Source organism: Qipengyuania algicida, assembly GCF_009828025.1.
Taxonomy (GTDB): Bacteria; Pseudomonadota; Alphaproteobacteria; order Sphingomonadales; family Sphingomonadaceae; genus Qipengyuania; species Qipengyuania algicida.
Map to the genome: position 1 here is coordinate 118,738 of NZ_WTYA01000008.1, position 15,025 is coordinate 133,762.

A 15,025-nucleotide genomic window follows, 5' to 3' on the forward strand; every position below is an offset into this window, starting at 1 on the left:
CATGCAGAATAGCGCGGCCCTGCGGTTTCGCTGGCGCCGCCCCGAGAGGACAGGATGGCTCGCAGCACTTCCGACGATGGGCAGACGCCCGCAATTCCCGCCAAGCTGACCAAGCAACTCGCCGACCGCATGCAGGAATCTCTGCTTCCCGGCGAATGCGACACCGAAGAACTGGACATGGACGGCGCGGCGCGCTTCATCCTCTCCGCAGCGATCCAGCGCAAGCGCGGCCAGTCGGCAATCGCACTCGAAACGGTCAGCGACACGCGGCGCTATATGCGCATCGCCATCGTCAACGAGGACATGCCGTTTCTCGTCGATTCGGCAGCCGCAGCACTCGCCGGGTTGGGTATTGCCATCGACACGCTGATCCACCCAGTCGTCCCGGTGAAGCGCGATTCGACAGGCAAGCTCACCCGGATCCTGCCTGACGACCCGGACGACGCCGATTACGAATCGATGATCTATTTCGAAACGTCGCGCGTCGACGCCCGGCAGCGGCGCGAATTGCAGTCCGAACTCAAGGAAACGATGGCCGACGTGCGCGCCGCCGTCGGCGATTGGCGCCGGATGCAGGACGCCATGAGCGAAGACGCCAAGCGCATCGACGGCGTCGATGCCGAAGGCGCCGCCCTGCTCGACTGGCTGAACGGTGGGATGCTGACCCAGCTGGGCCATCAGCTTCGCCATCGCGACGGCACTACCAGCGAAGCGCTGGGCATTTGTCGCCAGAACACGCGTCGGCTGCTTGCCGATGCATCGTTCGATCGCGCTTTCGCATGGTTCGAGGGAAGCAAGAAGCGGCCGGTCCCGCTGATCGTCAAGGCGAACAATGTTTCCCGCGTGCACCGGCGCACGCCGCTCGACCTCTTCATCGTGCCGATCATGGATGGGGCGAAGGTGACAGCGCTCTCGGTCCATGCCGGAGTATGGACCAGCGCCGCGCTTGCGGCCCCGCCCAAGAGTGTGCCGCGCCTGCGCGAAGAGCTGACGCGGGTCATGCAGCGGCTCGATCTCGACGAAACCGGTCATACGGGCAAGGCGCTGGTCCATGCTTTAACCTCGCTTCCGCACGATCTGCTGATCGGTTTCCGCGCCGACGATGCCGAGCGCGTCGCCACCACCATGATGAGCCTGGTGGATCGGCCAAGGCCGCGGCTCACGCTGGTTCAGGCACCGCTGGCGCGCCATCTGTTCGCTTTCGTCTGGTTGCCGCGCGACCTTGTTGCGACCCAGGTGCGCCACGAGATCGTCGCGCTGCTCGAACAAGGCGCCAACGCCCACCTGCTCGACTGGAGCCTGGAAGTGGAAGGCGGCAGCATCGCCTTGCTGCGTTTCGTCCTCGACATCCGTGAGGGCGCTTCCAACCCTGACGAAGCCGCGCTCGATGCCGCTTTGCAGACGATGCTTCGAGGCTGGACCCATGCCGTCGAAAGCGAGCTGGCCGAACTCGCCGAACCCGGCCGCGCAGCAGCCATCGCGCTACGCTGGGCGGAAGCGTTCCCGACCCCTTTCCGTGCCCGTTTCGGAGCCGCCGAGGCCGCACGCGATATCTGCCGGCTGCGCGCTCTTGGCCAGCACTCCGACAGCGATTCCCCGCGCCAGCGCGACGCGCGGCTCTACCGTCACGATAGCGATGCACCCAATTGCCTGCGGCTCAAGCTGTATCAGGCAGAAGGCAGTCTGCCGCTGAGCGACGCGGTTCCGACGCTCGAAAACTTCGGCTTCCACGTACTGACCGAAATGCCGACCGAGCTCGACGAAGGACGGCTCGGCACGATCCACGATTTCCGCCTTGCGCTCGCCGAAGGCAATGATGCGCAGGGCATGATCGCTCGCGCCGAAGCGATCGAGGAAGCGATCGCCGGAGTGCTCAACGGCGAGGCGGAGAACGATTGCTTCAACCGGCTTGTCCCGGAAGTCGCCCTGTCGGCGCAGGAAACCAACTGGCTGCGCGCCTTCTATCGCTATCTGCGCCAGACCGGGATGGGCTTTACCATCTACACCGTCGTCGATGCGCTGAGCCGCGCGCCGGAGATTACACGCGCCTTGATCGCAATGTTCAATGCACGCCACGATCCGGAGTTCGGCGGATCGCGCGATGAGGCGATCGAGACCGCCAAGGCAAGTATCAAACGCGCGCTGACCAAGGTCGCCGCCATCAACGACGATCGCCTGTTGCGGCTCTACCACTCGCTGATCGATGCGATCCTGCGGACCAATGCGTTCGCGCCCGCCGCGCACGAAGCACTGGCGTTCAAGATCGAATCGAAACTGGTTCCGAACCTGCCCAAGCCGATCCCCTGGCGCGAGATCTTCGTCTATTCGCGCCGTGTCGAAGGCATCCACCTGCGCGCCGGACCGATTGCCCGCGGCGGCCTGCGCTGGTCCGATCGCCGCGACGATTTCCGCACCGAAATCCTCGGTCTGATGAAAGCCCAGCGGGTCAAGAACGCGGTGATCGTCCCCACCGGGGCAAAGGGCGGCTTCTATCCCAAGCTCCTCCCCGATCCCGCCAGCGACCGCGCCGGCTGGGCTGCCGAAGGGCAGGCGAGCTACGAGATTTTCATTCGCACGCTGCTGTCGGTCACCGACAACATCGTCGACGGCAAGGTGGTCCATCCGGAAGCGGTCGTCATCCATGACGGCGAAGATCCCTATTTCGTCGTCGCTGCGGACAAGGGCACGGCGCGTTTCTCCGACGTCGCCAACGCTATCGCAGAAAGCCGCAATTTCTGGCTCGACGATGCCTTCGCCAGCGGCGGCTCGCATGGCTACGACCACAAGGCGATGGGCATCACCGCGCGCGGCGCATGGGTATCGGTCCAGCGTCATTTCCTCGAAATGGGCGTCGACGTGCAATCCGATCCGGTGCGCGTGGTCGGTTGCGGCGATATGTCGGGCGACGTGTTCGGCAACGGAATGCTGCTGTCGAAATCGATCCGCCTCGTCGCAGCTTTCGATCACCGTCATATCTTCATCGATCCCGATCCCGACGCGGCGGCCAGCTGGGCCGAACGCAAGCGGATGTTCAACCTGCCCAGTTCGAGCTGGGACGATTACGACAAGAGCCTGATCTCCAAGGGTGGCGGCGTCTGGTCGCGCGAGACCAAGAGCATCAAGCTGCCAAAGCGCGCGCAGGAAGCGCTGGGGATTACGGCAAAGGAGATCGAACCCGACGATCTGATCTCCGCCATCCTCACGGCGCCGGTCGACCTGCTGTGGTTCGGCGGGATCGGAACCTATGTGAAGGCTTCGGTGGAAAACAACGTCCAGGTCGGCGATCCGTCGAACGATGCGCTGCGCGTCAACGCCGCGGATATCCGTGCCAAGGTGATCGGCGAAGGGGCCAACCTCGGCATTACCCAGGCAGGCCGGATCGAATTCGCCCTCGCGGGATCGTCACACACCGGGGGGCGGATCAACACCGACTTCATCGACAATTCCGCCGGGGTCGACTGTTCCGACAATGAAGTGAACATCAAGATCGCCCTGGCTGCTGCGCGACGTTCCGGTAAGCTCTCCGAACAGCGCCGCAACGATCTGCTGAGTGCGATGACCGACGAGGTTGCGGCGCTGGTGCTCGAGGATAACCGCCTGCAGGCGCTGGCCCTGTCGATCGCGGAATCAGGTGGCGCGCGGGTCGTCGAAGCGCAGTTGCGGCTGATCGAAACGCTCGAAGAGCGCGGCGATCTCGACCGCCGGACCGAAGGGCTCGCCGATCACGAAACGCTCGGTCGCCGCGCACGCGACGGGCTTGGCCTCACACGGCCAGAGCTGGCGGTGATGCTCTCTTCGACCAAGCTGACTTTGCAATCGGCGATCGAACAGAGTTCGTTGTCAGGTGACAGCGTGCTCGAACCGCTGCTGCTCGGTGCCTTCCCCGAGCCGATGCAGACGAAGTTCCGCAAGGAGATTCTCGATCACCGCTTGCGGCGTGAGCTGGTCGCGACGAAGCTTGCCAATCGCATCGTCAACCGGCTTGGCCTCGTCAATCCCTTCGAACTGGCGGAGGAAGAAGGGGCGACGCTTGCCGATGTCGCCGCCACATTCGTGGTGGCAGAAAAATTGTTCGCCAGCGAAGCGCTGTGGGCGGATATCGACGCTGCGCAGATGCCCGAAAGCGCCCGCCTGCTCCTGCTCGAACAGGCCGCCAAGGGTTTGCGTATCCAGATGGCCGACCTGCTCTGCGCGGGTGTGACGGCAGGAGGAATGAGCGCGGCACTGTCCGATCTGCAGACCGGCGTGACCAGGCTATCGGACGAGGCACAAAACCTGCTTGCGCCGGAAGGCCGCCAGCAGTCCGATCGCCTCAAGTCCGAACTCGCCGCTGCCGGTGCACCCGATGCGCTTGCCTCGCGCGTCGCACATCTGTTCGAGATGGACGGCGCGATCGGCCTTGCCCAGCTTGCCCGCAATTCCGAAATCGACATCAGTGAAGTGACCAAGGCTTTCACCGAGCTTGGCGTGACGCTCGGGCTCGACTGGACGCAGGGGACCGCCGCGCTGATGAACCCTTCGGACGTGTGGGAGCGCCTGCTGGTCGCTGGTCTCGCGCGCGATTTCCAGCAGATGCGGTTCGATTTCCTGCGCCGCCTCGCTCGCCGTCGCGGTGCGAAGGACGACATGCCGGCAGCAGTCAAGCAATGGCTCGACAACCAGTCGACCGGCGTTTCGCAATTTCGCAAGATGGTCACCCGTGCGCAGTCGCATAGCCCGGTCGCACCGGCCATGCTCGCGCAAATTGCCAGCATGGCGCGCAACCTGCTGGGACGCTGAGCGCTCTTGACCTGAACCGCGATTGTAGCGAACCAACGCGGCATGGAAGCATCGGACGTTGTAATCGTGGGATCGGGGCATGGCGGCGCGCAGGCCGCTATCGCCCTGCGGCAGGCGGGGCATGAGGGCGGCATCCTCATGCTCAGTCGCGATTCCACGCCTCCTTACGAACGCCCACCGCTGTCGAAGGAATATCTCGCCGGAGAAAAACCGCTGGAGCGGATCCTGATCCGGCCCGAGGATTTCTGGGCAGGCAAAGACATTACCCTGCGGCTCAAGACCAATGTCACAGAGATCGACTGGATGGCGCATGAGGTCGTCACCGGCGACGGATCGCGGATCGGCTATCGCAAGCTGATCTGGTCAGGCGGGGGGGACGCGCGGCGGCTGTCCTGCTCGGGATCGGATTTCGAAGGCGTCCACACGGTCCGGCATCGCCACGATATCGATCGACTGCGCGAACAGATCGACGGCGGCGCGCGCCGTGCCGTAGTGGTCGGCGGCGGTTATATAGGCCTCGAGGCTGCTGCCGTATTGCGCAAGCTCGGTTGTACGGTGACCTTGCTGGAAATGCAGCCGCGCGTGCTCGGCCGGGTAGCCGGGGAAGCGCTGAGCGAGTTCTTTGCCGACGAACACCGGCGACAGGGGGTCGATCTTAGGACCTCGGTTGCGGTCGAACGGATCGAGGGTGAGGCCGGCAATGTGACCGGCGTGATCACCGGCGACGGCGAGACCATCCCTTGCGAGATCGTGATCGTCGGCATCGGCATCGTCGCTTCGGTCGGCCCGTTGATCGCCGCGGGGGCGTCCGGCAGCAATGGCGTGGACGTCGACGAGTTCTGCCGCACCACACTCGACGACATCTATGCCATCGGGGATTGTGCGGCGCACGCCAATCCATACGCCGGGAACGCGGTGATCCGGCTCGAGTCGGTGCAGAACGCCAACGACATGGCCACTTGTGCAGCGCGCGCGATCATGGGCGACAAGCAACCCTATAATGCGGTGCCCTGGTTCTGGTCGAACCAGTACGATCTGCGCCTCCAGACAGTCGGCCTGTCGATGGATTACGATCAGGAGGTCATCCGCGGCTCCATCGAGGAGCGCAAGTTCTCGGTCGTGTACCTGCGCGAAGGGCGAGTGATCGCGCTCGACTGCGTGAACATGACGCGCGACTATGCGCAGGGCCGCAAGCTGGTCGAAGCACGCAGCGTGGTCGATCCCGCGCTGCTGGCGGATACCGAAGTGCAGCTCAAGGAGATGCTGTAAGCCTCGCTTCGGCCCAGTGCGCGGCGTCGGCCACCACCGGATCGGGATCCGAGAGAAGTGGCCTGACTTGCCGCAGCAGCGCGGCATTGGCGCTGTTACCCGCTGCATAAAGACAATTGCGGACGAACCGGTCCCGCCCGATCCGCTTGATCGGCGAGCCGGAGAATTTCACCCGGAATGCCGCGTCGTCGAGCGTTAGCAATTCCGCCAGATCGGGCGCGACCAGCTCGTCGCGCGGCAGCAGTTTCGCATTCGCCTGCGCGGCGGAGGCAAACTTGTTCCACGGGCACACCGCCAGGCAATCGTCGCAGCCATAGATGCGGTTGCCGAGTGCTGGCCGGAACTCCTCTGCGATCGGCCCCTTGTGCTCGATCGTGAGGTAGGAAATGCAGCGCCGCGCATCGAGCCGGTAGGGTTCGGGAAACGCATCGGTCGGGCAGGCGTCCTGGCACGCGCGGCAAGACCCGCAACGGTCACGATGCGGCGCGTCAGGTGCAAGATCGAGCGTGGTGTAGATCGCACCGAGGAACAGCCAGCTCCCGTGGCTGGTGCTGACGAGATTGGTGTGCTTGCCCTGCCAGCCCAGCCCAGCCACTTGGCCAAGCGGCTTTTCCATCACCGGGGCGGTGTCGACGAACACTTTTAACTCGCTGTCCGGCTCGCGCGCCACCATCCAGCGAGCGAGCGCCTTCAACGCCTTCTTGACGACGTCGTGATAATCGCGCCCTTGCGCATAGACTGAAATCCGCGCCTTTTCCTCATCGCCCTCCAGCGCGAGCGGATCGACAGCGGGCGCATAGCTCATCCCCAGCGCAATGACGCTGTTCGCTTCGGGCCAGAGCCCTTGCGGCGATCCGCGCTGGGCCTTGCGCGCCTCCATCCATTCCATCGATCCGTGATTGCCCTCGCCCAGCCAGCGTTCCAGCCGCTCGCCCTGCAGGCGATAGCCTTGCGCTGGTGCGAAACCGATCTGCGCGAAGCCCAGATTGAGCGCCTCGCTCCGCAAATCATCCTGAAACGCCGTAGTTGCCGCCGGTTTAACCAAACTTCCTGATGCTCCTGTTCATGGACGCCCTATAGTGCGCGGCGAATGCTTACCGAAGCAGAGCAGCGCCCGCGAGGTGAATTGTCTTCTAAACCATCCCCACTCGCAATCGAGGCGCGCGGGCTGATAAAGCGTTTCGACGGCATACTCGCAGTCGACGGCGTCGATATCACCGTCCCCGAAGGCGCGATCTATGGCGTGCTCGGCCCCAATGGTGCGGGCAAGACGACGACGCTGCGGATGTTGCTCGGCATTATCGATCCCGACGAAGGCGTGCGCCGCGTGTTCGGGCATGACCGGCCACACGAGATCGCCCGCCAGATCGGTTATCTGCCAGAGGAGCGCGGGTTGTACCCGGCGATGAAATGCGACGAGGCCATCGCCTTCCTCGGTGCCCTGCGCGGCCTGCCGCTGGCAGAAGGGCGCAGGCGGGGGCGCGAATTGCTCGAGAACCACGGGCTCGGCCATGCCATCGATCGCCAGATTCGCCAGCTTTCCAAAGGCATGGCGCAAACCGTGCAATTGCTCGGCACGCTGGTGCATCATCCCCGGCTGGTGGTGTTCGACGAACCGTTCAGCGGGCTCGATGCGATCAACCAGGGCAAGCTGGAGGTGATGATTCGCGATCTCGCTGCGCAGGGCACGACCGTGATTTTCTCGACCCATGTCATCCACCACGCGGAACGCCTGTGTAACGAGGTCGCGATTATCGCCGGGGGCAAGGTGCCCTACGCCGGATCGGTGGATGTGGCGCGCGATCGCATTCCCGCGCAGGTCCGGCTCGAAACCGTAAAGGGCGACGGGGTCTGGCGCCGTGCCTTGCCGGAAAGCGCGCGGCACGAGACGAAGTCGGGCGGCGGGCATTTCTGGACCTTTTCCCTGCCCGACAGCGGCACCGAGGCGCTGCTGCGCGCACTGATAGAAGGCGAGGCCGGGATTCTTTCGCTGTCGATCGAGCGCGCCGGCCTGCACGATGCCTTCGTCGCCATCGCGGGCGAGGCCGCCGCGCGCGAACTGGGCCGCAATTCTCCTGTCGAGGAGGCGAGCCGATGAGCGAGGCCGCCGCCACCCGCCTGTCCAACTGGCAGGCCGCGTGGGTCATTGCCCGGCGCGATTTTCTCGCGATCCTGTTCAGCCGCGCGTTCTTTTTCTTCCTGCTCGGCCCGTTGTTCCCTTTGGTGGTCGGCTCGCTCGCCGGATCGATCGGCGGCAAGGTCCAGCAGCAGGCGCAGACCCATGTCGTCGCATTGGCCATGAGCCCTGAGGATTCGACCCGCGTCATGGACGCGCTGCAGACCATCGGGCCGGAACTCGACGGCGCGCTTCCAGCGCTGGTGCGCGCCGATGGGACCGACCCCAAGGCCATCCTCGCCGAACCGGGCCACGCCTATGGCGCCGTGCTCAGCGGAACCCCTTCGGCACCCGTCCTGACCGGGCCGGACGCGCAACTGGCGCGCTGGAAGGGACCGCTTTCGTTGCTCGCCGCATCGGCGGCGGGTGAGGCAAAGCTGAGGTTCGCACCGATGGAGCTCGATACCGTGACCCAGAGCGCGGCATCCGACCGCTCGGACCGCATCCGCACCGCGCAGGCCGGGCAATTGCTACTGTTCCTGCTGACGATGCTGCTGGCGGGCATGGTCCTGTCCAATCTGGTCGAGGAAAAGGCCAACAAGATCATCGAAGTGCTCGCCGCCGCCATCCCCATGGACGCGGTGTTCATGGGCAAGCTGGTCGCCATGCTGGGGGTCAGCTTCGTCGGAATCGCGGTATGGGGCACAGCCATCGGTGCCTTTGCGCTCGCCAGTGGCCATGGCCTGGGCGCGCTGCCCGAACCGGCACTGGGATGGCCGCTCTTCATTGTGCTCGGCATCGCCTATTTCGCGATGGGATATTTGCTGCTGGGATCGGTCTTCCTCGCGATCGGATCGCTGGCGACCACCGTGCGCGAAGTGCAGACGCTGTCGATGCCGGTGACCATGGTGCAATTGCTGGTGTTCTTCCTCGCCGCCTACACGCTGACCGCGCCGGGCTCGCCGCTGGAAATTGCCGTATGCATTTTCCCCTTCTCGTCACCCTTTGCGATGCTTGCCCGGGCGGCCCAATCGGGCGCTCTGTGGCCGCATCTGCTGGCGCTGGCCTGGCAGGGGTTGTGCGTGCTGATCTTCGTGCGTTTCGGCGCGAGCCTGTTCAAGCGGCGCGTGATGAAATCTGGCCGGAGCAAACCGGTTCGCGCGAAATAGGTTTCATTTCGCCACGCCCTATTGACACTTGTGTCAGCTAGTGCAGCATGGCGCGATACCGGAGTGCAAAAAACGCCCGGAACGGAGAGAGACATGGCCACCATTGCCCCTGAAAAGCCCGAATTCCGCACGGAACCAAAAGCTTACGAGGCGCTCGTCGCGCATCTGGCGGAGCATCCCGAGGAGCAATGGCAGCACCCGCACCCCTATGATACGAGTCGGTCTGACATCTATTACGAGGACCGCTGGGGACCGATCTTCGCCGAAATGCGCGCCAAGGGGCCGCTACACTACGTCGATGAAAGCCCCGTCGGGCCGTACTGGAACGTCGTCAGCCACAAGGCGATCGGCCATGTCGAGGCGCTGCCGGAACTGTTCTCCTCGAGCTGGGAGTATGGCGGGATCACCATCCTCGACCGGCTCGACGACGAACAGCTGGTCGAGATGGGGCGCGAACGCTTCGAACTGCCGATGTTCATCGCGATGGACCGGCCCAAGCACACCGGCCAGCGCCGAACGGTCGCGCCCAAGTTCACCCCGAGCGCGATGGGCGACATGGAAAAGGAAATCCGCGCGCGCACCGGCGAATTGCTCGATTCGCTACCGCGCGGCGAAACTTTCGACTGGGTCGACAAGGTCTCGATCGAACTGACCACCGGAATGCTGGCGATCCTGTTCGATTTTCCGTGGGAAGACCGCCGCCTGCTGACCTTCTGGTCCGACTGGGCGGGCGATACCGAGCTGGCCATGGTCCGCTCGCTGGACGAGCAGCGCCAGGGCATTCTGCGCGAGATGGCGCAATATTTCCAGATGCTGTGGATGCAGCGCGCGCAGGACGAGGGCGGCACCGATCTCATCTCGATGATGATCCATTCACCCGCCATGAACCAGATGGACCCACAGGAATTCATGGGCAATCTGGTGCTGCTGATCGTCGGCGGCAACGACACCACGCGCAACACCATGAGCGGGATCATCCATGCGATGGACAAGTTCCCCGACCAGCGCAAACTGTTCGAGGAGAAGCCCGAGCTCATTCCCAATGCGGTGCAGGAATGCATCCGCTACCAGACCCCGCTCGCCCACATGCGCCGCACCGCGACCGAGGATATCGAACTGTTCGGCGAGCAGATCAGGAAGGGCGACAAGCTGGTCCTGTGGTATCTCTCCGCCAATCGCGATGCGGAGGTGTTCGAAAACCCCGACAAGCTCGACATCGCGCGCGAGAACGCCAGGCGGCACCTCAGTTTCGGCTATGGCATCCACCGCTGCGTCGGCGCGCGGCTGGCCGAGCTTCAGCTGCGGGTATTGCTCGAAGAAATGCACAAGCGGCGGATGCGCGTACATGTCGCAGGCGATGTGGAGCGCGTGCGCGCCAATTTCGTCCATGGCTTCCGCAAACTCGAGGTCGAAATCACCGATTTCTGAAGGCTGCCCTGCATCCTTTGCGCCGTTTCGTCCGTATTAATGGACGAAGAAGCAGAAGGACCAGATCATGCTTGAACGCTTCACCGCGACCGATCGCCGCCGGTTTCTCGCCTATCTTGGGGTGGGAGTAGCCGCGACAACCCTTGCAGCCTGCGGCGAAAGCCCGGCGGAGGCGAAAACCTATCCGGTGCACTTCACGCCCGAGCAATGGCGCAAGCGATTGACGTCGGCACAATATGCCGTGCTGCGCGAGGAAGCTACCGAGCGCCCCTTCACCAGCCCGCTGCTGAAGGAGCACCGCGCCGGAATCTTCGCCTGCCAGGGGTGTGGCAACAAGGTCTATTCGTCGAAAACAAAGTATGACAGCGGCACCGGCTGGCCCAGCTTCTGGGCCGCGATCGACGGTTCGATCGGGACCAAGGCCGACCACAAGCTGGTCTATACCCGGACCGAAGTCCATTGCGCGCGTTGCGGCGGGCATCTAGGGCACATCTTCGACGATGGCCCCAAGCCGACCGGCAAGCGGCATTGCATCAATGGTGTGGCACTGAAATTCCTGCCAGCCTGATCAGGCGCCAGGTGTCGCCTGGTCGCTCAGCAAGCCGGGACACTGCGCACTGGCGGCGAGCAGGGCAAAGTCGCGCAGGCTGTAAGTATTGTCGAACACCAACCCGTAGTGATCGTCCTTGCGCCAGCGAACCTTGGCGCGGATATCGCGCAGCTGCGGACTTTCGATATAGACCGGCTGGTTCATCGCAAAGCTTGTCGAACACTCGATGCGGCAACCCTGCTGCGACATGTTTTCCGTGATTGCTTCCGAGCGACCGACAAGCGTGCGCACGGTCAGCGGAAGCACGATCCCGAGCCGTAGCTGGCGGCGGGGATAGTTCCAGCTTTCCCGGATCAGCTTTTCGACCGGAACCGCCCCGTCGAAAGTGAAGCTCGCCTCCAGTCCTTCACTGCGAACACGCTGGATTTCGAACATGTCGCCATTGCCCAGCTCCAGCGCCATCGATGCATCCTGCGGGATCTGATGGAAGCAGCGCAAGCGGATGCCGCTGCTCGAAACGTCGCGCAGGACGCAAACGAACTCGCCATGGCTGGAGATCAGCTTGGCGGCGCGGATGAGCGACGTAAAGCGCTTGGCGGAACGCTGTTCCGGCAGCGCGTCGAACTCGTGGGACTCTGTCCTTCCGACGGCCAGATTGTCCATGGCAGCGAATTCCCCTCGAAGCATGCGACGCGGGCTTCCCCATGAAACTCGCGCTCTTCGATACCTCCCATGCCTATCGTGGCGGAGTTAACATGCTTCTAACGCTGTTACCGGATTTGCACCTGCCCCAATCTCGATCTCTGGACGATTGAGGAAAGGGATTACGGCAAGCGGCCATCAGCGCAGAGAAGCGACCTCTGGCGACAAGACCTGCTGGCGATATCTGGTGCGGGTGGCGGGACTCGAACCCGCACGAGCAAAGCTCAGGGGATTTTAAGTCCCCGGCGTCTACCATTCCGCCACACCCGCGTGCCGCGCGGCGATAGTCGCTGGGCAAGGCGCGGGCAATGACAAGAATTCGACGGCAGAAAAAGCGGGACGATCAATTTTCGTTGAGCGCCCGACGCATTTCCTTCCCGGGGCGGAAATAGGGTACGCGCTTGGCCGGAACCGATACGGTTTCGCCAGTACGCGGATTGCGCCCGGTACGTGCTTCGCGCTCACGCGTCGAGAAAGCCCCGAAACCGCGCAATTCCACTCGGCCACCCTCTACCAGCCGCTCCATGATTTCGTCGAAAAAGATATCGACGATCTGTTCGACCTCTTCCGAACGGAGATCCGGGTTGTCCTTGGCCAGTGCAGTCAACAGTTCTGATCTTATCATATCCATCATCCGGCAGGTGGTGATCCGCCAGCTCCTCCAAGGCGCGACCCTTCGAGGCGGTCGGGTCGTCGCCCGTTCCCTAGCCTGTTATGTGCCAGACTCGGGGCAATGCCGCAAGTCGCACAACCGCTCAAAACTGTCTCTTTTTGAACCAAAAGCGATGGATCGATGCGTGAATCACGCTCGTTCGAGTAACTCGTCGGCGGTCAGCCCCAGCCGCGCGATGCGCTCACGGATCATCGGCCACTCGCTGCGTAGGAATTCCTCACGCTCACTATGTCGCAACCGCTCGGCAGCCCCCTCGACCACATACATGCCCACACCGCGCTGCACCGCGACCAGACCGTCGGTCTGGAATTGCTGGTATGCCTTGGCGACCGTCAGCGGATTGGCACCTTGCTCTGCAGCCAGCGCACGCACGGAGGGAAGCATCTCACCTTCGCCATAGCGACCGTCTATGATCGCCGCGGCAATCATGTCGCGCAGCTTGAGATAGACGGGTTTCGATTGGCTGGTCATGGAGCTTTCCGTTGGATCACTGCGTCAGTGCCATAATACAGCGTGGCGCGCAAGCCTCGCGCGGCCATTCAGCCAGAAGCAATACAGTAGCGGTTGTAACTAATGCTTCACATGACAGATCGAGGCGCTAGGGTGCGCGGTTTGACGCCCTGGAGGCGCGAAAACAAATTGGGGTTGGGAGAATTCACGCATGAAGCCTGTCGCATTGTGGAACGAGGCAGACTGGATCGCCGCGATCGGCTCGATCGCGCTGCTGGTGTTCCTCGCCATTGGCGCCTTCGCCGTCACGCGCAAGGAACCCGAATTTGCGGGTCACCCCAAGGGGCTTTACGTCCTGTTCTTCGCCGAGATGTGGGAGCGGTTCTCTTATTACGGCATGCGCGCGCTGCTGACGCTCTATCTCGTCAAGCACTGGCTCTATTCCGACGGCGATGCGACGATGATCTACGGGGCCTATACCAGCCTCGTCTATATCACCCCGGTCCTCGGCGGCTGGCTCGCTGACCGCTATCTGGGGCAGCGCAAGGCGGTGCTGTTCGGCGCGTTGCTGCTCACGCTGGGCCATTTCTTCATGGCCTTCGAAGGCGAAGCGGCAGCCGGTTACCAGAACAACCCGGCGATCAACGTCTTCTGGCTGGCGCTGGCCTTCATCATCGTCGGCTCGGGCTTCCTCAAGGCGAATATCTCGGTCATCGTCGGCCAGCTCTATCCGCGCACCGACATTCGCCGCGACAGCGCCTATACCATCTTCTACATCGGCATTAACGTCGGCGCGGCGATCGGCACGATTATCGCAGGCTATCTGGGCGAGACCCTGGGCTGGTCCTACGGTTTTGGCGCTGCCGGCTTCGGCATGCTGCTCGGCCTCGTGGTGTTCGTGATCGGCAAACCGCTGTTGCTGGGTCAGGGCGAACCGCCGACCCCGGCGCTGCTGAAGAACAAGGTTGCCGGGATGAACCTCGAATGGTTCCTCTATCTGGCCGGTTTCGTGGGCGTCGCGATCATCTGGGCGCTGATCCAGTACCAGTCGGTCGTCGGCTGGCTGATGCTGATCTCGGGCGCCGCGCTGCTGCTCTACGTTTTGATGGAGGCGTTCAAGCTCGACAAGGAAGCGCGTGACCGGGTGTTCGCGATGATCTTCTTCATCCTGCTGCAACCGGTGTTCTGGGGCCTGTTCGAGCAGGCCGGTGGTTCGATCAATCTGTTCACCGATCGCTTCGTCGACCGGCAAGGCGTGCCTGCCTCGCTGTTCCAGTCGATCAACCCGATCTACATCATCCTGCTCGGCCCCGTCTTTGCCGCCTTGTGGCAGTTCCTGATCCGCAAGGGCTGGGAACCGTCCACCCCGGCCAAGATGGGCCTGGGCATCGTGCAGATGGGCTTCGCCTTCGTCGTGCTGGTCTGGGGCGCGAACGCCGTCGGCCCGACCGCGCTGGTGCCGGTGGTGTTCATCTTCCTGTTCTACCTGTTCTCGACCACCGGCGAGCTGTGCCTGTCGCCTGTCGGCCTGTCGGCGATCAACCGCCTGTCGGTGCGCCACATGGCCAGCCTGATGATGGCCGCTTGGTTCTTCGGTACCGCGGGAGGCAATTACTTTGCCGGCTTCCTGGGCACCATCATGGGCGAAGGCGATGGCGGAGAGATCACGCGCGAGGCTGCACTGCACGTCTACTGGCAGATCGGTCTGCTCGCGATCGGCATCGGCGCGGTGGTCGTACTGGTCAGCCCGCTGGTGAAGCGGTTGATGCATCTCGACAAGCTGACCGACGACGATGTCTCGGACGATCTGTCGGGCGAGAGCGAGGTGGGTGAGCCGATGGGGCCGGGGGCGCATCCAGCCACACGACAATAACGTCCATGTGAGGGGG

The 15,025-nt window shown here is 63.4% G+C and carries 11 protein-coding genes and 1 tRNA gene; 7 read left to right on the top strand and 5 right to left on the bottom strand.

The genetic code is table 11. The features are described 5' to 3' along the window. Positions 1 to 54: 54 nt before the first annotated feature. Positions 55 to 4,779 carry an NAD-glutamate dehydrogenase gene (locus GRI58_RS11265; RefSeq protein WP_160753706.1) on the top strand — a complete coding sequence of 1,575 codons (4,725 nt, stop codon included), beginning with the start codon at positions 55 to 57 and terminating at the stop codon, positions 4,777 to 4,779. A 42-nt stretch (positions 4,780 to 4,821) separates the two neighbouring features. Further along, the gene (locus GRI58_RS11270) at positions 4,822 to 6,048 is read left to right on the top strand and encodes an NAD(P)/FAD-dependent oxidoreductase (RefSeq protein WP_160753707.1); all 1,227 of its coding nucleotides are present in this window, start codon (positions 4,822 to 4,824) and stop codon (positions 6,046 to 6,048) included. Here GRI58_RS11270 and queG read toward each other — a convergent pair. Further along, positions 6,032 to 7,093 (bottom strand): tRNA epoxyqueuosine(34) reductase QueG, encoded by a 1,062-nt coding sequence (queG, locus tag GRI58_RS11275; RefSeq protein ID WP_160753708.1) that lies wholly within the window; start codon positions 7,091 to 7,093, stop codon positions 6,032 to 6,034. The genes GRI58_RS11270 and queG overlap by 17 nt on opposite strands. Positions 7,094 to 7,138: 45 nt before the next feature. Here queG and GRI58_RS11280 point away from each other — a divergent pair, with 45 nt between their 5' ends. From GRI58_RS11280 to msrB, 4 genes are all read left to right on the top strand, one after another. After that, positions 7,139 to 8,146 (top strand): ABC transporter ATP-binding protein, encoded by a 1,008-nt coding sequence (locus GRI58_RS11280; RefSeq protein ID WP_160753709.1) that lies wholly within the window; start codon positions 7,139 to 7,141, stop codon positions 8,144 to 8,146. Next, complete coding sequence (locus tag GRI58_RS11285; RefSeq protein WP_160753710.1) at positions 8,143 to 9,333, top strand: ABC transporter permease; 1,191 nt, start codon at positions 8,143 to 8,145, stop codon at positions 9,331 to 9,333. Before GRI58_RS11280 ends, GRI58_RS11285 begins: the two co-directional genes overlap by 4 nt. 93 nt (positions 9,334 to 9,426) lie before the next feature. Continuing rightward, positions 9,427 to 10,761, top strand: coding sequence for a cytochrome P450 (locus GRI58_RS11290; RefSeq protein ID WP_160753711.1), 1,335 nt, complete (start codon positions 9,427 to 9,429; stop codon positions 10,759 to 10,761). Between the two features lie 67 nt (positions 10,762 to 10,828). Continuing rightward, the gene (gene msrB, locus GRI58_RS11295; protein WP_160753712.1) at positions 10,829 to 11,329 is read left to right on the top strand and encodes a peptide-methionine (R)-S-oxide reductase MsrB; all 501 of its coding nucleotides are present in this window, start codon (positions 10,829 to 10,831) and stop codon (positions 11,327 to 11,329) included. Here the strand turns inward: msrB and GRI58_RS11300 are convergent, their stop codons facing one another. From GRI58_RS11300 to GRI58_RS11315, 4 genes are all read right to left on the bottom strand, one after another. Further along, a complete protein-coding gene (locus GRI58_RS11300; protein ID WP_160753713.1) occupies positions 11,330 to 11,974 on the bottom strand; it encodes a PilZ domain-containing protein in 645 nt (214 codons plus the stop codon). A 224-nt stretch (positions 11,975 to 12,198) separates the two neighbouring features. Further along, positions 12,199 to 12,283 (bottom strand) — tRNA-Leu (locus GRI58_RS11305). 73 nt (positions 12,284 to 12,356) lie between these two features. Beyond that, positions 12,357 to 12,638: an integration host factor subunit beta gene (locus GRI58_RS11310; RefSeq protein ID WP_160753714.1), complete on the bottom strand. Its 282-nt coding sequence runs from the start codon at positions 12,636 to 12,638 to the stop codon at positions 12,357 to 12,359. 177 nt (positions 12,639 to 12,815) lie between these two features. Further along, positions 12,816 to 13,157, bottom strand: a complete 342-nt coding sequence (locus GRI58_RS11315; protein WP_160753715.1) for a GntR family transcriptional regulator — start codon at positions 13,155 to 13,157, stop codon at positions 12,816 to 12,818. A 190-nt stretch (positions 13,158 to 13,347) separates the two neighbouring features. On the opposite strand from GRI58_RS11315, the gene GRI58_RS11320 reads away from it, so the two are divergent. Continuing rightward, positions 13,348 to 15,009, top strand: coding sequence for a peptide MFS transporter (locus GRI58_RS11320; RefSeq protein ID WP_160753716.1), 1,662 nt, complete (start codon positions 13,348 to 13,350; stop codon positions 15,007 to 15,009). The last annotated feature ends 16 nt before the right edge of the window (positions 15,010 to 15,025 follow it).